The sequence below is a fragment of the Apilactobacillus apinorum genome (assembly GCF_001281175.1).
In the GTDB taxonomy this organism is placed as follows: Bacteria; Bacillota; Bacilli; order Lactobacillales; family Lactobacillaceae; genus Apilactobacillus; species Apilactobacillus apinorum.
Map to the genome: position 1 here is coordinate 667,234 of NZ_KQ440396.1, position 23,407 is coordinate 690,640.

General features: G+C 33.9%; 26 protein-coding genes. 12 read left to right on the forward strand and 14 right to left on the reverse strand.

The window, feature by feature from the left end; genetic code table 11:
• Positions 1-2: 2 nt before the first annotated feature.
• From RZ74_RS06105 to RZ74_RS06115, 3 genes are all read right to left on the reverse strand, one after another.
• Positions 3-860 carry an ABC transporter permease gene (locus RZ74_RS06105; RefSeq protein WP_053950517.1) on the reverse strand — a complete coding sequence of 286 codons (858 nt, stop codon included), beginning with the start codon at positions 858-860 and terminating at the stop codon, positions 3-5.
• The gene (locus RZ74_RS06110; protein WP_053950518.1) at positions 860-1,741 is read right to left on the reverse strand and encodes an ABC transporter ATP-binding protein; all 882 of its coding nucleotides are present in this window, start codon (positions 1,739-1,741) and stop codon (positions 860-862) included. The genes RZ74_RS06105 and RZ74_RS06110 overlap by 1 nt, the downstream gene beginning before the upstream one ends.
• A gap of 159 nt (positions 1,742-1,900) precedes the next feature.
• On the reverse strand, positions 1,901-3,523 hold the full coding sequence (locus tag RZ74_RS06115; protein ID WP_053950519.1) for a peptide ABC transporter substrate-binding protein: 1,623 nt from the start codon (positions 3,521-3,523) through the stop codon (positions 1,901-1,903).
• 174 nt (positions 3,524-3,697) lie between these two features.
• Between RZ74_RS06115 and RZ74_RS06120 the strand changes: the two genes are divergently transcribed.
• Positions 3,698-4,429 carry a gamma-glutamyl-gamma-aminobutyrate hydrolase family protein gene (locus RZ74_RS06120; RefSeq protein ID WP_083437192.1) on the forward strand — a complete coding sequence of 244 codons (732 nt, stop codon included), beginning with the start codon at positions 3,698-3,700 and terminating at the stop codon, positions 4,427-4,429.
• A gap of 38 nt (positions 4,430-4,467) precedes the next feature.
• Here the strand turns inward: RZ74_RS06120 and RZ74_RS06125 are convergent, their stop codons facing one another.
• Together RZ74_RS06125 and RZ74_RS06130 are read right to left on the reverse strand one after the other, a co-directional pair.
• The gene (locus RZ74_RS06125; RefSeq protein ID WP_053950521.1) at positions 4,468-5,172 is read right to left on the reverse strand and encodes a class I SAM-dependent methyltransferase; all 705 of its coding nucleotides are present in this window, start codon (positions 5,170-5,172) and stop codon (positions 4,468-4,470) included.
• Between the two features lie 314 nt (positions 5,173-5,486).
• The gene (locus RZ74_RS06130; protein WP_237756939.1) at positions 5,487-6,113 is read right to left on the reverse strand and encodes a YdhK family protein; all 627 of its coding nucleotides are present in this window, start codon (positions 6,111-6,113) and stop codon (positions 5,487-5,489) included.
• Between the two features lie 173 nt (positions 6,114-6,286).
• Here RZ74_RS06130 and RZ74_RS06135 point away from each other — a divergent pair, with 173 nt between their 5' ends.
• On the forward strand, positions 6,287-7,345 hold the full coding sequence (locus RZ74_RS06135; RefSeq protein WP_053950522.1) for a hypothetical protein: 1,059 nt from the start codon (positions 6,287-6,289) through the stop codon (positions 7,343-7,345).
• A 40-nt stretch (positions 7,346-7,385) separates the two neighbouring features.
• Here the strand turns inward: RZ74_RS06135 and budA are convergent, their stop codons facing one another.
• A complete protein-coding gene (gene budA, locus RZ74_RS06140) occupies positions 7,386-8,099 on the reverse strand; it encodes an acetolactate decarboxylase (protein WP_053950523.1) in 714 nt (237 codons plus the stop codon).
• A gap of 907 nt (positions 8,100-9,006) precedes the next feature.
• Positions 9,007-9,729, reverse strand: coding sequence for an MIP/aquaporin family protein (locus RZ74_RS06145; protein WP_263505224.1), 723 nt, complete (start codon positions 9,727-9,729; stop codon positions 9,007-9,009).
• Positions 9,730-10,340: 611 nt separating this feature from the next.
• On the opposite strand from RZ74_RS06145, the gene RZ74_RS06150 reads away from it, so the two are divergent.
• Together RZ74_RS06150 and RZ74_RS06155 are read left to right on the forward strand one after the other, a co-directional pair.
• Positions 10,341-10,910: a TetR/AcrR family transcriptional regulator gene (locus RZ74_RS06150; RefSeq protein ID WP_053950525.1), complete on the forward strand. Its 570-nt coding sequence runs from the start codon at positions 10,341-10,343 to the stop codon at positions 10,908-10,910.
• A 121-nt stretch (positions 10,911-11,031) separates the two neighbouring features.
• Positions 11,032-11,631 carry a DUF3862 domain-containing protein gene (locus RZ74_RS06155; RefSeq protein ID WP_053950526.1) on the forward strand — a complete coding sequence of 200 codons (600 nt, stop codon included), beginning with the start codon at positions 11,032-11,034 and terminating at the stop codon, positions 11,629-11,631.
• A gap of 34 nt (positions 11,632-11,665) precedes the next feature.
• Here RZ74_RS06155 and RZ74_RS06160 read toward each other — a convergent pair whose 3' ends face one another.
• The 4 genes from RZ74_RS06160 to RZ74_RS06175 form a co-directional block, all read right to left on the reverse strand.
• On the reverse strand, positions 11,666-11,947 hold the full coding sequence (locus tag RZ74_RS06160) for a hypothetical protein (protein WP_053950527.1): 282 nt from the start codon (positions 11,945-11,947) through the stop codon (positions 11,666-11,668).
• A gap of 87 nt (positions 11,948-12,034) precedes the next feature.
• Positions 12,035-13,069, reverse strand: coding sequence for an oxidoreductase (locus tag RZ74_RS06165; protein ID WP_053950528.1), 1,035 nt, complete (start codon positions 13,067-13,069; stop codon positions 12,035-12,037).
• A gap of 90 nt (positions 13,070-13,159) precedes the next feature.
• Entirely contained in the window at positions 13,160-13,414 is a 255-nt protein-coding gene (locus RZ74_RS06170) for a hypothetical protein (protein ID WP_053950529.1), read from the reverse strand.
• A gap of 64 nt (positions 13,415-13,478) precedes the next feature.
• A complete protein-coding gene (locus RZ74_RS06175; protein WP_053950530.1) occupies positions 13,479-14,711 on the reverse strand; it encodes an MFS transporter in 1,233 nt (410 codons plus the stop codon).
• Between the two features lie 149 nt (positions 14,712-14,860).
• On the opposite strand from RZ74_RS06175, the gene RZ74_RS06180 reads away from it, so the two are divergent.
• The 4 genes from RZ74_RS06180 (at position 14,861) to RZ74_RS06195 (ending at position 18,153) form a co-directional block, all read left to right on the forward strand.
• Positions 14,861-15,091 (forward strand): hypothetical protein, encoded by a 231-nt coding sequence (locus RZ74_RS06180; protein ID WP_053950531.1) that lies wholly within the window; start codon positions 14,861-14,863, stop codon positions 15,089-15,091.
• 11 nt (positions 15,092-15,102) lie between these two features.
• Positions 15,103-16,137, forward strand: coding sequence for an SEC10/PgrA surface exclusion domain-containing protein (locus RZ74_RS06185; RefSeq protein WP_053950532.1), 1,035 nt, complete (start codon positions 15,103-15,105; stop codon positions 16,135-16,137).
• A 65-nt stretch (positions 16,138-16,202) separates the two neighbouring features.
• Positions 16,203-17,225, forward strand: a complete 1,023-nt coding sequence (locus tag RZ74_RS06190; RefSeq protein WP_053950533.1) for a YdcF family protein — start codon at positions 16,203-16,205, stop codon at positions 17,223-17,225.
• A 196-nt stretch (positions 17,226-17,421) separates the two neighbouring features.
• Complete coding sequence (locus RZ74_RS06195) at positions 17,422-18,153, forward strand: CAP domain-containing protein (RefSeq protein ID WP_053950534.1); 732 nt, start codon at positions 17,422-17,424, stop codon at positions 18,151-18,153.
• A 25-nt stretch (positions 18,154-18,178) separates the two neighbouring features.
• Here the strand turns inward: RZ74_RS06195 and RZ74_RS06200 are convergent, their stop codons facing one another.
• The gene (locus tag RZ74_RS06200) at positions 18,179-18,592 is read right to left on the reverse strand and encodes a MarR family winged helix-turn-helix transcriptional regulator (RefSeq protein WP_053950535.1); all 414 of its coding nucleotides are present in this window, start codon (positions 18,590-18,592) and stop codon (positions 18,179-18,181) included.
• A 157-nt stretch (positions 18,593-18,749) separates the two neighbouring features.
• Between RZ74_RS06200 and alsS the strand changes: the two genes are divergently transcribed.
• Positions 18,750-20,423, forward strand: coding sequence for an acetolactate synthase AlsS (gene alsS, locus RZ74_RS06205; protein WP_053950536.1), 1,674 nt, complete (start codon positions 18,750-18,752; stop codon positions 20,421-20,423).
• Positions 20,424-20,461: 38 nt separating this feature from the next.
• Here alsS and RZ74_RS06210 read toward each other — a convergent pair whose 3' ends face one another.
• Entirely contained in the window at positions 20,462-20,845 is a 384-nt protein-coding gene (locus RZ74_RS06210; protein WP_053950537.1) for a DUF805 domain-containing protein, read from the reverse strand.
• Positions 20,846-20,965: 120 nt separating this feature from the next.
• Positions 20,966-21,403 (reverse strand): DUF805 domain-containing protein, encoded by a 438-nt coding sequence (locus tag RZ74_RS06215; RefSeq protein ID WP_053950538.1) that lies wholly within the window; start codon positions 21,401-21,403, stop codon positions 20,966-20,968.
• Between the two features lie 153 nt (positions 21,404-21,556).
• Between RZ74_RS06215 and RZ74_RS06220 the strand changes: the two genes are divergently transcribed.
• From RZ74_RS06220 to RZ74_RS06230, 3 genes are all read left to right on the forward strand, one after another.
• Positions 21,557-22,006 (forward strand): TM2 domain-containing protein, encoded by a 450-nt coding sequence (locus tag RZ74_RS06220; RefSeq protein ID WP_053950539.1) that lies wholly within the window; start codon positions 21,557-21,559, stop codon positions 22,004-22,006.
• 115 nt (positions 22,007-22,121) lie between these two features.
• A complete protein-coding gene (locus RZ74_RS06225; RefSeq protein WP_053950540.1) occupies positions 22,122-22,976 on the forward strand; it encodes an NAD(P)H-binding protein in 855 nt (284 codons plus the stop codon).
• On the forward strand, positions 22,976-23,407 hold a 432-nt coding region (locus tag RZ74_RS06230; protein WP_083437194.1), incomplete at its 3' end, for an Rrf2 family transcriptional regulator. The genes RZ74_RS06225 and RZ74_RS06230, both read left to right, overlap by 1 nt.

Sequence of the window (23,407 nt, forward strand, 5' to 3'; positions counted from 1 at the left end):
TATTAAGCATTCTTCTTATTAATAAATAATAAAGCGAAAAAGACAACTAATAAAATCGCAACAAATAGCAATGACATCATCATATTGCCATTAAAAGTATCAAATCCATTAATTTTCAACCCCATTGTTTTAATAAAATCATTCATAACACTGGGGTTAACATGTTGAAAACTAGTTTGTAATTGATTGTGCATCAAAACATCCCTAAACATCGCAGAACCATATGGCGCTGGAGTATAGTTTAAAAACGTTTGCGCTCCGGTAGGAAGTGAACCAATCGGCATGTAAACACCAGCAAAAAATCCTGCACAACTACTGATAATCGAACTAATGGATGGTACTAATGTACTTGATTTGATAATCATTACGATGATTATGTTAAATAGCGTCCAAACTAAACTACTTACCGCCATTCCAAGCACTAACTGTGGCAATATTGATATGTCAATTGAAAGACCATCAGATTCCATGAAGATAACTGATAGAATTACGAAAACAATGAATTGCATAATTAACCCAATCAACCAAGCTGAAATCGCATAGCTAATATCAATTTGTGCATAGCTAGCATCCGTTACCAATAAGTCTTTAATTCGATTACTATCTCGGTCATATAATTTTTGATACAAACTATCCTCTGTAGTTGTAATCGCAGCTAGTAATACTGTCCCTCCAATTAACCAGCTATCTAATAATTTAACGCCATCTGGAATAGAACTAAAGCCACGTTGGATCATGCTTTTTAAAAAGACGAAATATAAAATAATTGAAATTAGCACTCCAAACAATGAAAAGAAGATGCGTTTACGGTTATTGAAGTAAAGCGCTAAATTGCGTCTCACTAAATTAAGTAAAATCATTATTTGATCTCCTTTCCAGTTAGTTCAATGAAAATATCATCCATAGTGCCATGCACATATTCAAAATCATTAATATCATTTTGGTAAAGATTAATTGTTTGCATCGCTTCTTGGTATGATGTGATTTTGACGGTCACTTTTTTCCCCACTCTTTGATCGTTCTCTCTTAATGGCATTGATTGTGCTAACCCTTCTGATTTGAAGAATAACGTTAGACTATTTTTCGCATATTGGGCTTTCAAATTATCGACCGTATCAGATGCAACAATTTTTCCTTTATCCATCACGTAAACCCAGTCAGCTTGATTAGCTTCTTCTAAGTAGTGAGTGGTTAAGATAATGGTTAATCCGTACTCTTGTCTTAATTGATCCAGAACTTCCCAGATTTTCTTTCTAGTCTGAATATCTAATCCAGTTGATGGTTCATCTAAAAATAGTAATTCTGGTTGACTTAGCAAAGAACGTACAATATCCACTCGTCTTCTTTGTCCACCTGATAAACTACCGTACTTTTGATTTTTAATCGTGTCGATTTCAAATTTTTGCATTAAATCTTCGCAAAATTGTTTATCACAATCTCTGTATAACTTAGACGCGATTGATAAATTTTTCACAACAGTTAGTTGTTTATCTAAAACACTATCTTGGAAGACCACCCCTAAGTAGTGGCTATATTGATTTTCTGTTGGTTGATGTCCTTCCAAACTAATTGATCCAGCATCTGGTTTTAATAATCCCGTTAACATATTAATTGTGGTCGATTTTCCCGCTCCGTTATGTCCTAAAAAAGCGATTAGCTGCCCTTTTTCAATCTGTAAATTGATGTGGTCAACCGCTATTTTATGACCAAAGCTTTTAGTTAATTCGGTTACTTCAAGCATTTAAAGAAACTCCTTTCTATTATTCGATGGTCATATCATAGCATCAGCTTCAGTATTTAAATCGCCTTTTAAATTAACAGGTAATTTTTTATTCCTAAGTGGTCATTTTAAGCATATAAAAAAGCAACCCGGATATCCGAGTTGCTTTTAAAATTTTAATTATTTGATGTAAGCATGGGAGAAGTCCCAGATTGGACCGTTTCCTAGATACTTAACGTTCTTAACGTTACTCTTAATTAATTCTGGTTGTGCCTTTTGAATTAATGGAATGATTCCTTGATCATTTAGAATCACTTTTTGGGCATTGACTAAGTCATCAAAACGCTTAGTTGGGTTAGTAGCATCCGCATTATTTGAGCGGTCAATGTACATGTCATACATTGCTTTACCCCATTTAGAAGTATTGATTGAACTAGTTGAGACCTTAGTTTGTAGCGGTGAAATTGGGTCACTGATTGATGGATCCCAACCTGAAACTGATAGTTGGTAATCAGATTTTAATGAACGACCTGATGCAACGTTATTTGGTAAGATTTCAGCAGTTACCTTTAAACCAGGAAGCTTTTCTAGTTCAGTTTGTAGGAATTCTGTCACAGCACGACTAGTTTGATCGTTGTTGTTCATAATTGATAGTGAAACTGAAGTCTTGTTAATTTCCTTTAGTCCTTTATCCCATAGCTTCTTAGCTTCAGCTAAGTTACCAGTAGTAGCATCTTTAACAGTTGCGTAATCGTTAAAGTCCTTACCATCTTTGTAAGCAAGGGTATCAGGAACTAGTCCTCTCGCAGCAAATGAACCGTCACCTAAAATATCTTTAGTTAAAGCGTTACGGTCGATTGCTAATGATAATGCTCTTCTTAAATTCTTGTTCTTTAATTCTGGAATATTGTTTTGGTTAATTGACAAATATTGAACCATGAAACCTTTTCTGTTGTAGAAATCAGAACGGTTTTTGTAAGTAGTTACTTGCTGTTTCCCAGCTAATAAAGTTTGATCTAATTTGCCTGATTGATATTCATCTAATGCAGTTTGAGGGTCTTTAATTACAGTGTAATTAATACTCTTTAGCTTAACACTTGCATTGTCATAGTAATCTTTGTTCTTAGATAGTGTCCAAGCATCATTACTACCCTTCCAGTTAGTAACAGTAAATGGTCCATTGTAAACCATCTTGTCAGAAGTAGTACCGTATGCTGAACCGTACTTATCAACGATACTCTTAACTTGAGGATAGAATACTGGCAATGCCAATACATTTAAGAAATCAGCTTGTGGTTTTACCAAGTTAATTTGTAGAGTGTGATCATTTAATGCCTTTACGCCTAAAGAATCAGCACTCATAGTGCCCATCTTAATTTGGCTGTAATTAACAACATTGGCCATGTAGTATGCCATTTGTGAGGCAGTCTTAGGATTAGCACTACGTTTAATTCCGTAAACAAAATCTTGAGCAGTAACTGGTTTACCATTACTCCACTTAGTATTTCTCAAAGTAAATGTGTATGTTTTACCGCCATTGGTGATTTTGTAACTATTAGCAAGTGCTAGGTCAACTTTATTTCCCTTATCAGGAGTAACTAAACCACGCATTGAATTATATAAAACTTGATCCGAAGTAACATCCACTGCTTTAGATGGATCTAAAGTAGTTAAAGTAGTATTACTCATCCAATTTAATGAGTCAGTACGTGATGATTCATTAGCTGAATTACCACATGCTGCTAATACTAATGAAGCTGCTACAGCAGTCAAACCAAGCTTAATCATTGATTTAAACTTCATTATTTCTTCCCCCTATTGATAACCATATATACAATATTTCCTATAACATGTATTCAAAAATAGCACAAATAAATTAGCAATGCAATCAAAAGTATCGCACACAAATGTTTTTGTCTGATAAATAATTAAAACAATGATACAATTACATATAGGATATATTAATGAAAAGGACTGATGAATATGCGTATCGGTGTTACTTCTGATATTATTTTTAGCCAAAACGAACCTTTCAGACAAAGAGAAGGCCATTTTGCACAAAGAACTTTAATGAATTGTCTATTAGCTAATGACATTACCCCTGTAATTTTCCCAGTCGGTAAACCTCATATGGCACATGACTTATTAGAAACAGTCGATGGTCTAATCATGACCGGTGGACCTGACGTACTTCCAAAGTACTATGGCGAAGAACCAATTGCTCAAATTGGTCGTACTTATGAAAATAGAGATGAATTTGAATTAGCACTTGTTCAACAAGCAATTGCTATGAAGAAGCCAATCCTAGCTATCTGTCGTGGTTTACAAATCGTGAACGTGGCTATGGGTGGAACCTTATACCAAGATTTGGGTGCTCAATTCAAACCAGAAAACGGTTCACCATTATTACAACATGAACAAAAAACAATTGGTTATTCACCAGTTCATCACATCACTATTGATGAAAACTCTGAATTAGCCAAAACATTTGGCACTCGTGCGTTTGTAAACTCATTCCATCACGAAGCTGCTAAAGATGTTGCTGAAGGACTTCATGTCGTTGCCAGAGCTGACGACGGTACCATCGAAGCAATGGAAAACGATGACTTAACCATCCAATGTATTCAATGGCATCCTGAAAACATGTGGGATCACTACGAAGATGAAAACCAACTATTCGTTGATTTCTTCAACCGTGTTCACCAATAATGACAAACAAAAAATCCAACCATTTCGGTTGGATTTTTTTATTTGTATTTAACAATAATAGAACGAATAAAGAAGAATCGTTCGAAACGACGATGCATGTAAGTAACTTCAAACCCACTCTTTTCAAAAGTAGCTGCATACTTCTTAATCATCGCTGGAGTATTAACCATAAACATCACACCTGAAGGCTTCAATACTCTTTTCATTTCATATGAAATAGATTGAATAATTGCTTTCTTAGGGGTACTGAATTGGTTTCCATTTGCTGAAATTGCAGTTACCACATCAACACTTCTGTCTTCAAATGGAATCTTATTAATGTCAGCAGTAGTTATTTCAATTTTGTTCTTTACTTTTTCTAATACGGCATTCTTTTCTAGACGACGAACAGTATATTGGTATTTATCTTCAACACCATATACCTTATCTAAATCAGTATCACGCGCTAATTTAATTAGTGCATAACCTGTTCCAGTTCCAATATCTAGACCTACTTGATTTGGGTTGAAGTGACTTTGTTTGATGAAATCTCTTACAAAATTTTTCTTAAAAGTAACACTTCTAAACAATGCCCACAAGGCAATTAACACTAAAATAATTGCATAAATATATAAATGTTTTTTACGATCCATTAAGATTGAGCCAAACATTGCTAAGGCACCAACAATCGCTGCTGAAATGATGTAAGGTTCATCAGTCTTGTATCTGTACCAGTGCTTAACCCAGCCAGTAAATTTATTCATTATTATGTATCCTTTCTTATTTCCCTTTGAATATATAATAACAAATATAATCCATTTTATTAAAAAAATAAATCTTTTTTCGCTGATGCACACAGTTTTTACTACTTTTGTAACACCTTTAGATTTACATTTAAAGTATCCGTAAAAATTTTTTTAACTAGTTTTTTAATATATATGAAAAGCCATCTACGCATTTAAAATTTCACCCAGACTAGGAATAGAAATATTTTATGTAATCTTACTAGTCATTTTAGGAATGAAATCATTGATATAAAAAAGAACGTAACGATAATCGTTACGTTCTTTTTTGTTTATTATCTAGCTTTTAATTCTGATTGAGTTAACCACTTGTGGTTCTTCATAACCATGTGAGTCTTAGTATCAGTAAAGTTAACTACGTATGCAGGTCCCTTGTGAACCTTAACAATCTTACCTTTAGCACCCTTCATGTTGTACATGTGATCTGCTAAAACAGTTACGCTCTTACCAGCTTTTAAAGCACCCTTGGCTTTTAGTTCACTAGCAACAACCCATTTGTGGTTTTTAACCATTTTACCACCGTTAGTTGGCATAAAGTCGATTTCGTATAGGTCAGTCTTGTAAACACCAGCAACAGTCGCTTTGGCGTTGTACATACCTTCCATGTGTCTAGCCTTCAAAGTAACCTTTGAGCCAACTTTGAACTTAGCGTTAGTAGCCTTCTTTAGACCCTTAGGTAGTTTAGAATTCATGTTCATTTCTAAACCATCCATCATCATTGATGATTTTTTGTTCATCTTCATTGAAGAATGGTTCATGCTCATTGAAGATTTCTTATCCATCTTCATTGATGACATATCGTGCATGTCTTTCTTTGAAGATGCATTAGCTGAAACGCCAGCTAACATTGATAATGATAAAGTAGCAACTGAAACAGTTGCGAATAACTTACTCATTTTCATTTTGAGGCACCCCTTAAAAAATATTTTGCATTAAATAATCTTACTCTATGTAAAAATATAACAAAATCAGATTTCATTGTCCTATATTTTGCTCAAATATTATAAAATAATAGAAATTTTATTCATTCTACGTTACCATGATATTAACTAAAGACATTGAAAGAAGGACTATTATGAAATTTAGGAAGACTATTGTTAGCCTACTTGCAGCGGTAGTTGTACTTGCTACTCCAGCGGTTGCAGCCAACGCCAAAGCATTACCTAACAGGAATTCAAACTATTGGACTCAATCTCGTAGTATTAAAACTACTAGAAATATTACAGCTTACGAACATAGCGTTAGCAACAACACTCTTTCAAATACTGTATTAAAGAAGAAGACTATTAAAAAAGGAACTGCTTTAACTGTTAGTCGCATTAACAATAATCATAAAGAATGGTTACTATCTGGAATTAAATCCAGCAATGGTGCCGTTTGGATTACTAAGCAAAACACTACTTCATGGATGAAAATCTATGTAGATCCAGCTTTCTCTACTAGATTTGTCAAGACTACCAAAGATATTAAAATCATAGCCCACAAAGTCGTTAATAACGTCATCCAAAGTAAAGTCGCTAAGAAAGCTACCATCAAAAAAGGTGTTACACTATACACCAGAAAATTAGCTAATAATGGTGGCTGGATCGTTTTTGGCAGCAATGTACCAAACTACAATGGTGCTTGGGTATACACATCAACTAAATCTAATTGGATGAATGTTCAAAAAGTATTCGCTACTAAGTTCTCCACTGTAGATTCAGCTAATCCAACATCATCTGAATACGTTGACGGATACTCATCACTAGCTTTAGGATCATATACCGCTGGTGGTACAACAATCTATCCAGGAGACTCTCTTAAAGTGGCAAAGACCAGTGATTCATCACAATCACTTATCGTGAACGGTACAACCTACAACTTTAATTCAAACTCCAGCAATCCAGTTGCAACTCTAACTAACACTTACCTTCAAAATGTAACCAAAGATGGTAAGACCACTGGTAGAATGATTGTTGCTAAATATGCACCTGATGATAGTCGAAACGTAATGGTTAAAGGATTCCAACCTGTACAAGGCGATGAATGGCTAACTATTAGAAGTGACCATCAATCATATGACGTATATGTATACGTTCCAATGATAAATGGATGGTTATTCAGTAACATTTACACTCCTAGCAACAACCAATAATATAAAATAAAAGACCGACATTAAATGTCGGTCTTTTATTTTATTCAGCTTCACCAATCGCCTTTTGAATGTCGTCTTTTGAAAAGTCGTGATTCATGTAGTCTTTGTTATTAACTGGTAATTCTTGTTCCAACTTACTGAATTGTTGTACTTCAATATTTCCTGATTGCATTTCGAAGTCCATTACGTGACCACCCATTGAGTGATCATCAGCTAGGAAATGTAAGTGGAAGCCACCTACAGCGGCACCATTAAAGATTTGTGGTGAATAATAACCAATAATGGTTCCTTCAACATCTTCTTTTTTGAAGACGCTTTGGTTATTAGCGCATTCCACTAATCCAGGGTATGGCTTTGGTTGTTTATTAATTGACCTAGTTTGTGCAAACTTAAATTTACCGTGGGCTTTAACTGAGAAGAAAGTATTTTCCCAATTAGTATCATCCAATACCTTCTTTTCAAAGTCGGCAGCACTTAGTGATGCATCAACATCGGTTAATGGTTTGAATGCACCTTGGTGAACATTAGCGAATGGAACTGTGAAACCGTCTTTAACTTCATTGACGTTTCCATCACCATCAACTTGATATGCGATGCCATCTAAAATGATTAACTCACCATCTAATCCATCACCAGTTCCGATACCAGTATCACCGTGTGATAGTAAATCAGTTAAGCTTAAGTTACCTTCAAATAATCCCGGAACTAATAATGCCAACGTTCCGTATTGATATAATGAATCCACATTATTCATTATTGTCATCTCCTTAATCATTTATTCAAGTTTATCACAATCGATTTATTTTGGTGTAATTTAAATCTGGATAAAAAAATAACCAATACTATAAAGTATCGGTTATTAATAAATTGTCTATTGCGACAACTATATCTACGTAAATTAGTCTTTACTACAAAGCTTGACTTAATTAAATATTCGATTACTAGGCCTCAATCATACTTATATGATATTGAGGTGTTGGAAGTGAGATCAATGATAATTATTTAGGATATATATTGATATGAACACATGCAAGCAATTTAATTTTATAAGACTTTGCTTTTTCTGGTTTCTGGACGAGAATTAATATATCAAATTCGGGGAAATTCAATACATTGCGGATTTTATTAATATAAGATATCAGCGCGACTTGATATTTTATACGGTTAGAGATAGTTAAATAAAAAGAGCCAGAAAAAACTAAATTAAAAGAGTTAGACTAAGATGATCTCTTAAATATATATTTTAATAAAAAGTCGATGAATGAACATTAACTAGACTATAAATTATATAAGCGATTATTCTCTATAATTCCACGGCCTACCGTAGTCTTAGTTATATTAACCATTCTTACACTTTGCATTAAAAACCAATTTACAAAGATTTATCCCAATATTTTGAAGACTTCCACTCAATTGATACATCAAAAATGAGTAAACAATTAAATTACGAAATCTTCTAGGTTAGAATATAACCATTGTATATAGGTGTCAACGAAGGCAAAAATGTACATATGTATAAAAAAATCCGTTTTTATACACTATTCAAGATTAAAACGACCAAAAATTAACACCATAGTCTAAAAAATAATAAGAAATATTATTCTTATTTACATTTTTATTAAGACATAAAAGAGACGTTATTATAACGTCTCTTTTATTTTTTATAATAGTTTTTGATAAAGAATTGTTGCAAGTAAAGCTCCTAAAATTGGAGCAACTACCGGAACCCAACTATACTTCCAATGCGAATTTCCTTTGTTTGGAAAACGACATAATGAATGAATAATCCTTGGCGCTAAATCCCTTGCAGGATTCAACGCTGGTCCAGTAGGTCCACCGAATGAAATAACTAAACACATTACTAAAAATCCTAATCCAATGAAATCAGCACGAGGATCAACACTGTCCCTGGTCATTGCCAATGCACCCAAGACTAAAATAAATGTTCCAATGAATTCATTCACAAAACCATTAAAGTAGCTATGTGCTGCATCAATAGTTGAGAAAGTACCTAGGATACATTCATCTCCAGTTGTTTCGTCATAGTAAGGTTTGTAAGCAATTACGACTGCAATTTGACCAACTGCAGCTCCTAAAAATTGTGCAATGATGTAAAACACCGCTTCGTGCCATGGAAACTGGTGAGTGAACGTTAATGCCAATGTCATCGCTGGATTAATTTGCGCTCCTGAAACAGTCGCAAACATTAAGGCTGGAATCATTACCCCAATTCCATATCCCAATCCAATTAAAATCCATCCACCATGGAAACCCTTAGTTCCCTTCAATTCTACATTAGCCACAGAACCATTTCCTAAAGCCACCATAATGGCTGTTCCAATGAATTCGGCAATGCATTTAGTTAATAACGTATAATGATCCAAATTTCTATCCCCTATCATATTATTATCGACTTATGTCGACTATCATTGTCTACGTTTCCATCAAATTCACTTGCTCTTAAAACTAGATATTCTCAGCAATCTTTTTTTGGCATACAAAAAAGGGTTATAAAGTCTTGATTCGATTTAATAAACCTTCAGTCATAATATCTATTTCAATGTTTATGTATTTCTTGCCGTTATTAAGTCGTGGTAAAACCGTGTCTTATTCACAGTGATCAAGTTGAAAATGAGCTGCTAAAGAAGAATCTACCTAACATATCAAGACCACTTTAGCAAATATGATTATATGGCGAATATGGATTTTTTTCAACATCAATAATAAATATTTAATTATTAAAAACAATATTTTTCAAAAACGTTGATTTGTAGCCAATACATTGGAGGAGCATCTTTTTACTTTTTGTCACTTTATATAAAAATTATTTATCATTCTTAAATTTCTCATAATAAGTATAGATAAATTTAATAAATTTATCCAAATCTTAAATTTTCATTTGAAGAATCGATACTATAATGTATATGTGGGAATAATAAATTAAAAAAATATATAAAAATTCGATAAACATTATGAACAAAGGAGATGAACAATTATGATCATTAGAAGTAAATCAAAGAAAAAAATTGTTATGTCCTTTTTGAACCTTTCAGCTCATCAAGACATCAACACTCTTAGCACAAACGACATCATTGATAATGCAAATATTTCTAGAGGAACTTTCTATAATCATTTTAAAAACAAAATTGACATTGTTAACTTTATGGAAGAATCAATTAGTGAATCTTTAGATGAACAATTTGAAAATGTAGATAAAGAATATTCAAACTTCTTTTACATTTTAACTGAAAATGTTTTTCCAATTGTTTATGAAGACAGAGAGTACATTAAAGTATTATATAAATTTTATGAACCCCAACTATTTGAATTCTTACAAACTCATTATGAAAAATTCTTAATTCCTTACTTTGAACATTATGACGAAAAGGAACTAGGAATTCCTAAATATTTCACATTAACATTTTTCTTTAGAGTAATCTTAGATGCAATCATGGCTTGGATATCACAACCAATTCCAATTGCTCCATCTGAATTCAAAAAAATATTCTATAAATTAATCAATAATTCAATGACAGAAATTTGCGGAATTGTAATTAGAGAGTAGTTAAGGAGTCGATGGGACTCTTTTTTTATACATAAAATTCAACATTATAGCCGTTAATCATTGATATTTGGCCCCCATTCGAATTAAAATGAAGGTATCGAAATAATTAAGGAGAACGATTATGAAAAAAGTTTTATCAATCTCACTTGCGTTGTTAACATCAATTCTAATCCTTAGCGCTTGTGGTAAGAAAAATGCTGATGATCACAAGACCATTTCAGCACCTAAGCCTACCCTATCTGATGCGCTAAATACATCCGGAATTTCTCTGGAAAAATATGACCAAATCAAATACACTAGCCAACAATTAAACGGTGGTGACAGTACTAAGAAAATCATGAGTATCTTAGGCAAACCCACTTCTTCTAAGCAAACTAAGCTTACTAATAACGATTCCGCCACCCAATACACTTGGCAAATGGGTGGGAACGCTCAGCTTCAATACATCTTTGCTATCATTTACAAGGATAAAGTATTGAGTAAAGGTTTCCAACAAAATACTAATTCAAAAATCGTAAGCAAGACCAAAATTAAAACTTTGACAAACTCAATGACTTTCAAAGAAATTAAAGATAAGCTGGGCGATCCTCTATCTGAACAAGTATCAGATGGTGTTGCCTTTATGACATACCAAACTGATAAAAATAATCACGCATGTAATTTAACGTTTAGTAACAATAAACTAAGTAAAACTGAATTTGTCACTTTAAGTAGTAACTAAAAAAAGGAACTGATTTAATAGATCAGTTCCTTTTTTACATAATATCGATGTAACCATCTTCTCTAAGTGCGTCTAAGGTTTCTAGTAGTTCATCATTACCCATGTTGTTAAGTTGCTTTAAATATTGTTCTTCATAAGTATCAATTAAATCATCGAAATATGACTTAATTGTCTTAGGTTCTAATTGACGATACATTCGAATCTTGTCCTCAGGTTTTCGCAGGTCGAATTGATAGTATTGTTGGAATTTTTGTACATACCAAGCTCCCTTAATCTTGGCTTGATAGGTCATAATTCGCTCATTAGTCCAATACATATAAATCACCTCGTTTATCGATGCATTAGAATCAATTATATAACAAATTAAAATTAGATGAAAATACGATTGAACTAATTAATATGATTACTTTTGACCGCGTTCATAAGATGCATTAAAAGCCGTAAATTCTTTATCATGTAATTCTTTGGCAGCATCATTTAACCAATTGGTATTTCTTAATAATGTACGACCTTGCATAATCAAATCCGCTTGGTTGTTTTGTAAGATGTATTCTGCTAAACCTGGATTATCTAGTAATCCAACTGTAGAAACGTCAATATCAATTGCTTTCTTTAATTCAGTCGCAAATCGTGTTTGGTATCCATCATGAACCGGGAAGTTCGGACCAATTGGTAATAATCCACCAGTTGAGACATCAATTAATTTGACCTTAAGATCTTCTAACCAACGACCGATTTGTTGCCAATCTTGAATTGAATTTTCATTTCCTTCACCGGCATAGTCAGTTAGTGATAAACGAACCCAAATTGGGCCAGCAAAGTTGGCTTGAACTGCTTCAATTACTTGTCTAACGATTCTGAAGCGATTTTCTAAACTTCCACCATATTCATCATTACGATGGTTAGTAGCTGGTGATAAGAATTGATTCAATAGATATCCATGTGCTCCATGAACTTCTAGCATATCTACCCCTGCATCAGCTGCGCGTTTTGCAGCTGCACCGAATTCAGCAACAATTTTATTAATATCTTCTACGGATAATTCAACAGGAGTTTGACTGTTTTCATCAAATGCAATTGGACTTGGAGCAACTGGAGAATTTTCATCAGCTGCTTTTCTACCCGCATGATTTAATTGAATTCCTACTTTTGTTCCTAAGTAGTGTAGAGAATCAATCAAACGTTTATATTCAGAAACTTGACTGTCATCCCACAAGCCTAAATCATTATTACTAATACGACCTCTAGGATCGACTGCAGTAGATTCAGTAATAATTAGTCCCACTTTACTAATCGCGCGCATGCCGTAGTGGGCAAAATGAAATGGAGTTGGAATTCCATCTTCTCTTTTCACCTCATAAGTACACATTGGTGACATTACAACACGGTTAGCTAGTTGTAATCCACCTACTTCTGCTGGTGATAATAATTTCGACATTGTCATCTTCCTCTCACTTATTTAATGTAAGTTATTATACACGTCCATTTTTTCTTTCCAAAAGAAAAAGCATTCCTTTTTCAGGAATGCTTATTTTGTTAATGCCTTCATCGCATTATTAAAACAGTCTAGTGAACAATTAATTTCACCTTTGATAATTCTAAATTTACGGTCGATGTATTCTTGCGTAATTTCAGCTCTATCTGTTTGGTTTAAATATTCAACTAAATGATCAATATCTCTAATCACATTGCTATCACGATTAGTACCGTCTAGCGCGTTAATAATATGTGAACGAGTTCTTTTAAGTGTTAGTAGTGTTTCATCAATTTGTGCTTGTTCCATAATTATCTACCTCCACGATTGTTATCTAATTAATTATAATGACAATTCAGGAATCGACAACTATTTAGTTCTTATCCGTTTCAATTGATTTAATATTCTTACGGACTAGGAATAAATTAATTCCCGCTAAGATGGTTGTGGCAATAAAGACACCACGATAACCACCAATCAATACCACCGCTGAACCAATCATCGGACCAGTCACGTTACCGGCTGCTTGGAAACTTTGATTCCAACTAAAGACCTGACTAATTCGATCATGTGGACTATATTTAGCCAAAATAGCTTGAACAGTTGGTAGTAATGCGGCATCAGATATCCCGATAAAGAAACGCAGTGTTCCTAATTCCCAGACATTTTGCGCAAACGTGGTTAAGAAGAAAATTCCCATTGAGAAAACTAATCCAAACTTCAATATTTGATGTGAACCAATCCTGTCTCCCAATCGACCAAAGAACGGCGCAATTGATACCATCGCCACCCCGTTAATCGCTTGAATAATTCCGGCGGTTAACGCAATGTTAGTAGATGTTGGATCTAGTTGTTTAACGTACAAACTCAAAATTGGTGAAATTGAGTTATTTGTCGCTTGAATAAATAAAGTGGTTAAAAACATCCCGAATAAAATTTGCTTAGTGGGAATCCCGGATAAGAAATGTGGTTGTTTTTCACCCTTCTTACGTTCGATTGGCTTAAAGTTTTCATGAACAAAGAAAACACTTAAGAAGAACGCAGTTAGCATCGCAATCCCTGTAATCAAGAAGGTATAACGATAACCAAAAGTATCAGCGATTAATCCTCCAATCATTGGACCAATCAATGTCCCAGAAACGTTTCCAGTCGCTAATTTACCAGAAGCGTGTCCGACATGATCCTTAGGAGTTTCTGCCGCAACTAAAGCATTTGCATTACTAATGAATCCTGAGAAGATTCCTTGCAATAGTCTTAACACAATTAGTTGCCATGCACTGGTAACTAAACTCATTGAACCAATCACAATTGCCATCCCTAAAGATGCACGTAGTAACATGGGCTTTCTACCATATTTATCAGCCAGGATTCCCCAAAGTGGTGATACTACCATCTTAACTAAAAATGGTGCGGCAAATGCCATTCCACTTAGAATTGAAACCTGTTCCGTACTATAGTTACCCAATTGTCCAATAAACAAAGCAATGAATGGGCTAATACAACTAAACCCAATCCCTGCTATAAAGTTACCAAACCATAAAACATTCAAGTTTTGTTTCCAATTAATCGCTCGATCACCCAAGGGTGAACTCATCTCCTTATACATGATTTATTTATGACATAATTAAAAATTATAACACTTATCCAAATTCATGAGAATTATTAAGTAATTATTAAGATTAAGCAAATTTAATTGGTATTTAATTATCATTGTGATAACATTACTTAAAATAATTTTTAATATGGGAGGAAATCATGCAAGCTGTTCAACACACCCAAAGCTTTTTTATGCTATTTGCATACGGTGTTTTTCTATTTGGAGCAATCTGTATGGGATTAGGTTGGTTCTTCTTTAAACTTCGTGCAATGGCAAATAAACCTGCCTGGGACGGAATTGGCGGAAAGCTAATTCGCTTTGGTGCAGTCATCGTGGTAATCGGTATCATTTTAGTTGCCGCCGCTATTTATTTATTAGGAACTAGATAGGAGATATAATTATGAATAAATTTTTTAAAACAATAGCTTTATCAACTTTAGTAGCTACAACATTCTCTACTTCTGTTTTAACAGTAAGTGCTAATACGAAAAGTACCAGTACTTCCGAAAACGCATTAATTACTAAATTTAAACAACAAACTACTGATGATGCAATTATTGCTACCAAAAAATCCATCAGCAAATTAACTCAGGATGATTTAAACAACTTCATTCCTACAGAAGCTATTAAAACAAGTGGTAACACAGTTACTGATCCTGGATCTGATGCTAACTTTGTTACTAAAATTAATTATAAAGCAACAAAAAATCCCAAAAATGTAATTAAACTTCCAAAGGGATATACAATTAAAGCACTTAAATCTGTAGCTAATGGAAAAAATGTTTCTAACCGTAATCTACAAATTAAATTTGGTAAAATTGGTCTAAACGGTTTAGTAATCAATTCATTTACACCAAGTAAAAAGGATTTAAGCCGTGAAGTAAACTTAAACAAAATTACTTACGCTCAATCAAAAGAACTAACTAAATTTGCTCTAAGTATTTTAAACCCTGCCATCAAACAAGCTAAGGGAATTAAATATAAAGCATCATCAAACACTATTAAGGCCGCTCAAGCGTATGCAGATGTTTACAGTAAAGATAACTGGAACAATACGGGCAAAAAGACAGGTCATGATTCAAAAGCTCAAAAATTAATTTCTAAGAAATTTAATATTTCTGATGTTGCCGAAGAAAACTACAGTGATAACCCTTCATTCGCTCTAACTAGTACTAAAATCAAAAAGCGTTTTGTATCAATGGCTGCCTTAAAGCATGCTGTTTACAATTCAATCGCTCTTCAACTATTTGAGGACGGACCATCATACTGGGGTCACGCTAGTGCATTAATGAATCTAGACATTCATAAAAAGTACCAACCAAACTACTTCGCTGTTTCATTCGATAAATTTGGTGGAATTCACTTTTTCATGGTTCCCCACAACAAATTAGTTAACAAACAATATGTTGTTGGTAATACTATTGATGTAAAATAAAGATAAATCAAAAAGCTCACAATCTGATTGTGAGCTTTTATATTCTAAAGATAAGGATGACAATCATGTTTGTTTTACCGATCATTTTTTTAATTCTAGTTGGCCTGTTTTCATGGTCATTTTATAAACACCAAGCCAGCCTATGGAACGGCTTTTTAGCCTTAATGACATTATTTTCGCTTGCTGGTAACTTTGTTTTCTTTTCAATATATAGCAATAGCAAACTATTACATACTATATTTTTAGTAACTTTTATAATAACAGTTGTTGGAATTATTATAATATATACATTTCACGCAGTTATCTTCATTTGGAATGGAATCATTGTCTGGATAAGAGAAAGTCATTCTCTTGCTAACTTATTAACTTTAATCTTGGGTATCTTCATGTTGTTATACCCACTAATTAACTTTTTACTATTTCATAAATTAATTCCTAAACCATATAACTCGATTTTAGAATTAATTTGTAACTTAAGTATTTTTTACTTAATCAGTTTGTTTGTTATTTTCTCTATTTCAGTCTGGATTTGTAACTTCTATCGTCCAAAGAATTATAAAGATTTCATTATTGTCTTGGGATCTGGACTATTAAACGGTAATCAGGTTTCACCACTATTAGCTGCCCGTATCCAAAGAGCAATTGATGTATACCAACAACAAGCTGCCGAAGGTCATCGTCCACTCATTATTTGTTCTGGTGGTCAAGGTGGCGACGAAACAACCCCAGAAGGTGTCGCAATGCGAGATTACGTTATTGCTCAAGGAGTTGATGCTAATGATGTTGTCGCTGAAGATAAATCAAGAAACACGATTGAAAACTTTGCTTTCTCTAAGCAAATCGTTGATCAACGTCAATTAGATCATAATAGCGGTATTTTCGTTTCCAACAACTATCATATTTATCGTGCGAGCTCATATGCACACCAAGCTGGTATGAATATCTATGGTTTAGGTGCAAAAACTAGTTTTTTCTTCTTACCAAACGCTATTATTAGGGAATTCATTGCCATTTTAATGCGTCACAAGTTAGCAAACTTAATGATTGTCTTAGCATTCATTTTAATCGCAGTGATTCCACATCTATAAAAAAAGACGTCGCATTACGACGTCTTTTTAATTAATTAAATAAGTAACAATACATCCAATTAGCACTAAACCTACTACAACCATGGCTGCAACGACCATTTTATCTTGTTTCATCTTTAATTCTCCTTTGTAACGTTAGTTTAATATTTCTTAAAGCTTTTACTGATATACTGTTTATCATAAAGAAGGTGCTTAAATGAAAAATATGATTATGATTGTTATTTTACTACTTTTAACAATCACACCCAGTATCACTACCAAAGCTAGCGTTAAGTCAATAGCTAGCCCATCTATTTATAGAGTAACTGAAGAAACCGCAGACAGTATTGGAATTGTGGTTGCTAACCATAATGAAAATATCTATAGCGATTTAACATTTAAACAAATAAAACAAAAAGCAAATACATTATCCAATCAGATTGTAACCGTTGGAACTAGTTATCACGTTAATATTAACGGTAAGCAAAAAATCTATCAAGCAATCTATCAAAACCATCAATTGGTAGGATATCTTTGGCACGGAGCTATTCAAACTAACAAAACCGCTTCATTTAGTCACCAAGTGGCAATTAACATGGTAGAAAACATTAACTCCTACCGCCGCAGCAATGGACTAAGTCCACTTCGTTTTAATTTCGCATTAGAATCCGAAGCCAAAGCCAAACTATCATATATTGATAAATCAGTTCTTCCTTCCAACACTGATAATCTATCATATTGGATTTTCCAAGATAGTGCTGACTACCAAGGAACATCATTAAGTTGGTTAATGTTTAGCGAGTTTTCCAAACAAACTAATACTAAATTTAACGACTTAATCACAAGCGATAACATCACATCAATTGGTATTGCTGCTAAAAATAGTCAGCTTTATCAAGGTAACGCCAACAATTTAAATAATTACTATGTCGTAATTGAAACAAATTAAAAAACGTTGCCAGATGGCAACGTTTTTATTTTCTAATATCGTCTAAATATTGTTTAGTTAACTTCTTCATGGTGTCTTCCCAATTGTAATTAGTACTATCGCAAATATCGTTAATAAACTTAAGTTGTTCGGCTTCAATCTTTTCGATTAAGGCCTTTCCTCCATCGGTCAAAAAGACCACTTTTTTTCGTTTATCAGTCTTAGATGGACCTGTATAAACTAAATTACGTTCGCGCAAATCACGACACGCAACATTCAATGCTTGTTTCGATATATCCAATATTTTTAATAATTGTTTGATTGTAATTTCTTCAATTGTATCAATTGAGAATAACATTTTTTGTTGATTAGAAGTTAAGTTATATTGCTCTAAATCAATACTTCTAGCAATTTCTTGATAGGCGAAATAAAAGACCATTAATTTCTTTTTATCGATCATCAAATTCTCCTTTAGGTCAATTAAGTTGACCTTTTTCCAAATAGTGTTATTATATAAAAGGTCAATTAAATTGACCCTTTAATCATGATACTACTATCGTTTAGTAATTAATAGTTAATCAATCAAATTTTTTCTGTTTATTTTAAGAGGTGTAATTATGAATAAACCATTAACCGGATCAAAAGCTTTAATCCAAAGCATGATCAACCAAAATATTAAATACGTTTTCGGAATTCCCGGTGCCAAAGTGGACCAATTTTTCGAAGACTTACAAGACAGTAAGGATCCAAAAGCACCCAAATTAATTGTCACTAGACATGAACAAAACGCTGCTTTCATTGCTGCTGCCATCGGTCGTTTAACTGGCGAACCTGGTGTTGTAGCCGTAACTTCTGGACCCGGTGTTTCTAACCTAGCTACTGGACTTATCACCGCCACTTCTGAAGGTGACCCAGTGATTGCGATTGGTGGACAAGTTAAACGTGATGACTTATTACGTTTGACCCACCAAAGTATTAATAACGCTGATTTATTAAGAAGCACTACTAAGACTTCAGTTGAAGTTCAAGACCCTAACAACATTTCAGAAACATTCTCAAATGCATATATTAGTGCTCAATCTCCTAAAAAAGGAGCTGCTTTCCTATCACTACCACAAGATATTTTAAGCGAAGAAGTTACTCGTCCAGTAATCGATAAACTTCCTGCTATCACTAATGGTAGTGTTGATAAGACACGCATGAAAGAAATTGCTGAATTAATCAGCCAAGCAAAGCAACCCGTAATTCTAGCAGGTATGCGTTCTTCTACTAAAGAAGTTTCTGAAGCATTGCATGCACTATTACGTAAATTCTCTATTCCAGTTGTTGAAACTTATCAAGGTGCTGGAGTTATTTCTAAGGACCTTGTAGAAAACTACTACGGTCGTGTTAGTTTATTTGATAACCAAATCGGTGATACGATTTTGAAGAATAGTGACTTAGTAATCGCGATTGGATATGACCCAGTGGAATACGAAGCTCGTAACTGGAACCAATCACACACTCAAGTAATTAACATTGATACGGTTTCTCCTGAAATTACAGCAGAATACCAACCAAAAATCATCGTTAACGCTGATATCGCAGAAAGTTTAACTGCTTTAACTGAATACCTAGATGACTCACTAGAACTAGACGCTGAAGTTAAAGACCAACTTCATAAGTTACGTGAACACTTCACTGAAACAATCGAAGAAATTCATGAAACTACAGATAACGGACTACACCCAATTTCAGTAATTCAATCACTACAAAAATTTGTGAATGAAGATACCATTGTCACAGTTGATATTGGTAGTCATTACATTTGGATGGGGCGTTACTTCAAGACTTACAAACCTCGCCACTTACTATTCAGTAATGGTATGCAAACACTTGGGGTCTCACTTCCTTGGGCAATCGGGGCTGCACTTACTAACCCTGATCAACCGGTTATCTCAATCTCAGGTGATGGAGGATTCCTATTCTCTGGTCAAGAACTAGAAACTGCTGTTAGATTAAAACTAAACATCATTCAACTAATTTGGGTTGATGGTTACTACGACATGGTTAAATTCCAAGAAGTCGCTAAGTACGGTCATGACGCCGGTGTTAAATTCGGTTACGTTGACTACGTTAAGTACGCCGAAAGTTTCGGTGCAACCGGAATTCGTGCTAATGATGTTGATCAATTAGATGACGCTTTAAAACAAGCTAGCGAAGTAGAAGGTCCTGTTATTATTGAAATTCCTGTTGATTACAAAGATAACATTGAACTAAAAACTAAATTAATTCCAAACGAATTTAATTAAACAAAAAGAGCTAAGACATTATTTGTCTTAGCTCTTTTTTAGTCTTTACTAGGCAAAGCGGATAGTCCCATATCTACTAATACTAATAATATATCCAACAATTGTATGTACCATGGTAGGTAATTAATTACCTCAACCAATAATAATGGTAATCCGTAAGTTAGAATAATCCATTTGGGATTGATCCCGATATCTCTAAAACGTCTCGCGTATTGAGATAGGTTAGGAATAAAGGTCACAATCGTAAAAATTAAGTAAACCATTTTACCAATTCGATCATTAATATTAGTAATTCCAGCGATTATTCCAGTAAGGATGGTTAGGCCCACAAAGCTCCACCAGAATTCAGAACGTTGGCTACGACTTTTAAAATCAAAATAACGTGTCCAATACATCCCAAATCCTTCAAAAAAGCCTAACATCAAATCACATCCTATTTTTTAGTTTTTTAGTTACATTAGTTAATATATGTCTCACTATTATATCACTACCAAATAAAAAAAGAAGTGGATAAAACCACTTCTCAGACTCAAAATAATTAATTAGTCATTGTTTTTGCTAGGTAACACAAGAATGATGAAGTTTATTACACCGATAATAAACACAACCGTTCTTAACCAAGCGTATTTGTCATAAAAATCTGAAACTTGGATTAATGCAGGTAATACAGCAGTAGCTAATAACCACCATGGAGTAACACCAGCGTCACGATAACGACGAAATACCAAGCTAATGCCAGGGATAATAGCTGCTATTGAGTATATAACTGCTAATATGAAACCAATTAATGCACCAATACCAAATCCTTCAAATGTCTTACCTGAAGCTGCTGCTGTGATAATACCGATACCACCAAAACCTAAGATAAATACAGCATAGATAACAGCGTTAATTAGAGCCATCCACCAGTATTCAGCACGTTTACTTACGCCTCTAAAGTTAAAGTAGTTTTTCCAAAATAATTTAAATGCTTTTAACATAATTTAAATCTCCTTTTTAATTATTAAGTCTATCTTAATAAAGAAATTATTAAAAATCAATCTGATAAAACGTAAGAAAAGCTTAAATTTTATCATTTCATCGATTTATCTAATGATGATATAATTAAATTATAACATAACGGAGGTGTTATCATGATCAATAATGATTCACTAGAACAACAAGTAATTGCCGCTAGAAAAAACATGTCAACAGAAGACCAACTTACTTTAAATGAATATATTGACACTCATTCCAATAGCGCTGTATCAGCATGGATTTTATGGATTTTCTTCGGTCGATTCGGTGCACACCGTTTTTACTTAAAACGTAATCACGCTCTCTTAATGTTAATATTATGGATTATCGGTTGGTTAACTGTCATTATATTCATTGGAATAATTATATTAGCCATTGTCTGGGTTTGGTGGATTATCGATGCTTTCTCCATTCAACAATGGATTAAAGAAGATCGAATTCAAAAAGCATATGATGGTATCCCTATCATTTCCGGTAAAAGTGTCTTAGAACTTACTGGTAAGCAATCATCTTCATTTGGCGTTAACTTTGATGATCAAACTGATTTCAGTAAACCACGTGAATAAACTTTTGGCTTTCTATTTATGTAGAAAGATTTTTTATTTGACTTTTATTTTTAGACCTGTTATTTTATATGTAACATGTTAATTATAAAGTAACAACTATAAGGAGAATGTAATTATGAAATATGCAATTAGTGCCGTAACAGGTAATTTTGGTAAAGAAGCCATTAAAGTTTTAATGAAGAATGTTCACCGCGATGAAATCGTCGCTTTAGCAAGAAACGTTGAAAAGGCAGAAAAGCAACTTCCTGCCGGTCTAGATGTTCGCCCATTTGACTATGGAAATGTTGAACAAATGACTGAATCACTTCAAGATGTTGATAAACTACTATTCGTTTCATCTCAACCAAGCATGGAAATACCTCGTTTGACTCAACACCAAAACGTCGTTGATGCTGCCAAAGCAGCTGGCGTTGAATTCGTGATATACACTAGTTTCCCACATGCAGAATCTGCTGATAACTTCTTATCACACGATCACACTAAGACTGAAGCTGCGATTAAAGAAGCCGGTTTAAACCATGCTTTCGTACGTAACAACTGGTATCTAGAAAATGAAGCAACTATTTTAGCTCCTGCTGCTCAAGGTAATCCATTTGTATACGCTGCCGAAGATGGTCACGTTGGTTGGGCGCTAGAAGCAGAATATGCTGAGGGTGCTGTCCGCGTATTATTAAGCAAACAACCAAAGGAAGTTTACGAATTTGCTGGTCCTAGACACACTTATGATGAACTAGCTGAAGCATTAAAAGAAGCTACCGGTGCTGATTTCCCAGTTATCTCAGCTAACATGGAAGACTACACTAACGGTATAAAGGAAGCTGGATTAGATGATGCTACTGTTGAAATCGTTTCAAGCATTCAACAACTAATCAAGGAAGGTCAATTAGACGAAGAAACTAGTGACTTAACTGCAGTTATCAGTCATCCCCTAACTCCACTTGCTGATGCAATTAAGAAGGTTGTTAAATAATGAAGTATTCTCATCGTTTCAGTGATGCGATTCATATTTTGACATATATAGGTGCTTCAGGCATCGTCGAAGATGATTTATCAAGTCGTGCGATTGCTGGAAGTATCAATTCTAACCCCAGCCTAGTTAGACGCTTAATGTCTGCACTAAAGACTGCTGGTTTAATCACCAGTGTTCCCGGGAAAGCAGAAGTGGCGTTAAGTCGACCTCAATCAGAAATAACTCTTTTAGATGTTTATAGAGCGATTGAAGAACCCGACTTAATTCATGTCGACGAAGAAACTAATCAACGTTGTCCGGTTGGCGCTAACATTCAACAAGCTTTACATAAAGCTTACAACCAAGTCCAACAACAAGCAGAACAACAATTAAACGCAATTACCCTTCAAGATGTCGTAAATGACGTTGTCGAAGAAAGTAAAAAGAGTCCC

Bases quoted from the DNA above. Each gene is read 5' to 3' on its own strand.
- RZ74_RS06105 (WP_053950517.1), bottom strand. From the start codon at position 860: ATGATTTTACTTAATTTAGTGAGACGCAATTTAGCGCTTTACTTCAAT.
- RZ74_RS06110 (WP_053950518.1), bottom strand. From the start codon at position 1,741: ATGCTTGAAGTAACCGAATTAACTAAAAGCTTTGGTCATAAAATAGCG.
- RZ74_RS06115 (WP_053950519.1), bottom strand. From the start codon at position 3,523: ATGAAGTTTAAATCAATGATTAAGCTTGGTTTGACTGCTGTAGCAGCT.
- RZ74_RS06120 (WP_083437192.1), top strand. From the start codon at position 3,698: ATGAATATGCGTATCGGTGTTACTTCTGATATTATTTTTAGCCAAAAC.
- RZ74_RS06125 (WP_053950521.1), bottom strand. From the start codon at position 5,172: ATGAATAAATTTACTGGCTGGGTTAAGCACTGGTACAGATACAAGACT.
- RZ74_RS06130 (WP_237756939.1), bottom strand. From the start codon at position 6,113: ATGAAAATGAGTAAGTTATTCGCAACTGTTTCAGTTGCTACTTTATCA.
- RZ74_RS06135 (WP_053950522.1), top strand. From the start codon at position 6,287: ATGAAATTTAGGAAGACTATTGTTAGCCTACTTGCAGCGGTAGTTGTA.
- budA (WP_053950523.1), bottom strand. From the start codon at position 8,099: ATGAATAATGTGGATTCATTATATCAATACGGAACGTTGGCATTATTA.
- RZ74_RS06150 (WP_053950525.1), top strand. From the start codon at position 10,341: ATGATCATTAGAAGTAAATCAAAGAAAAAAATTGTTATGTCCTTTTTG.
- RZ74_RS06155 (WP_053950526.1), top strand. From the start codon at position 11,032: ATGAAAAAAGTTTTATCAATCTCACTTGCGTTGTTAACATCAATTCTA.
- RZ74_RS06160 (WP_053950527.1), bottom strand. From the start codon at position 11,947: ATGTATTGGACTAATGAGCGAATTATGACCTATCAAGCCAAGATTAAG.
- RZ74_RS06165 (WP_053950528.1), bottom strand. From the start codon at position 13,069: ATGTCGAAATTATTATCACCAGCAGAAGTAGGTGGATTACAACTAGCT.
- RZ74_RS06170 (WP_053950529.1), bottom strand. From the start codon at position 13,414: ATGGAACAAGCACAAATTGATGAAACACTACTAACACTTAAAAGAACT.
- RZ74_RS06175 (WP_053950530.1), bottom strand. From the start codon at position 14,711: ATGTATAAGGAGATGAGTTCACCCTTGGGTGATCGAGCGATTAATTGG.
- RZ74_RS06180 (WP_053950531.1), top strand. From the start codon at position 14,861: ATGCAAGCTGTTCAACACACCCAAAGCTTTTTTATGCTATTTGCATAC.
- RZ74_RS06185 (WP_053950532.1), top strand. From the start codon at position 15,103: ATGAATAAATTTTTTAAAACAATAGCTTTATCAACTTTAGTAGCTACA.
- RZ74_RS06190 (WP_053950533.1), top strand. From the start codon at position 16,203: ATGTTTGTTTTACCGATCATTTTTTTAATTCTAGTTGGCCTGTTTTCA.
- RZ74_RS06195 (WP_053950534.1), top strand. From the start codon at position 17,422: ATGAAAAATATGATTATGATTGTTATTTTACTACTTTTAACAATCACA.
- RZ74_RS06200 (WP_053950535.1), bottom strand. From the start codon at position 18,592: ATGATCGATAAAAAGAAATTAATGGTCTTTTATTTCGCCTATCAAGAA.
- alsS (WP_053950536.1), top strand. From the start codon at position 18,750: ATGAATAAACCATTAACCGGATCAAAAGCTTTAATCCAAAGCATGATC.
- RZ74_RS06210 (WP_053950537.1), bottom strand. From the start codon at position 20,845: ATGTTAGGCTTTTTTGAAGGATTTGGGATGTATTGGACACGTTATTTT.
- RZ74_RS06215 (WP_053950538.1), bottom strand. From the start codon at position 21,403: ATGTTAAAAGCATTTAAATTATTTTGGAAAAACTACTTTAACTTTAGA.
- RZ74_RS06220 (WP_053950539.1), top strand. From the start codon at position 21,557: ATGATCAATAATGATTCACTAGAACAACAAGTAATTGCCGCTAGAAAA.
- RZ74_RS06225 (WP_053950540.1), top strand. From the start codon at position 22,122: ATGAAATATGCAATTAGTGCCGTAACAGGTAATTTTGGTAAAGAAGCC.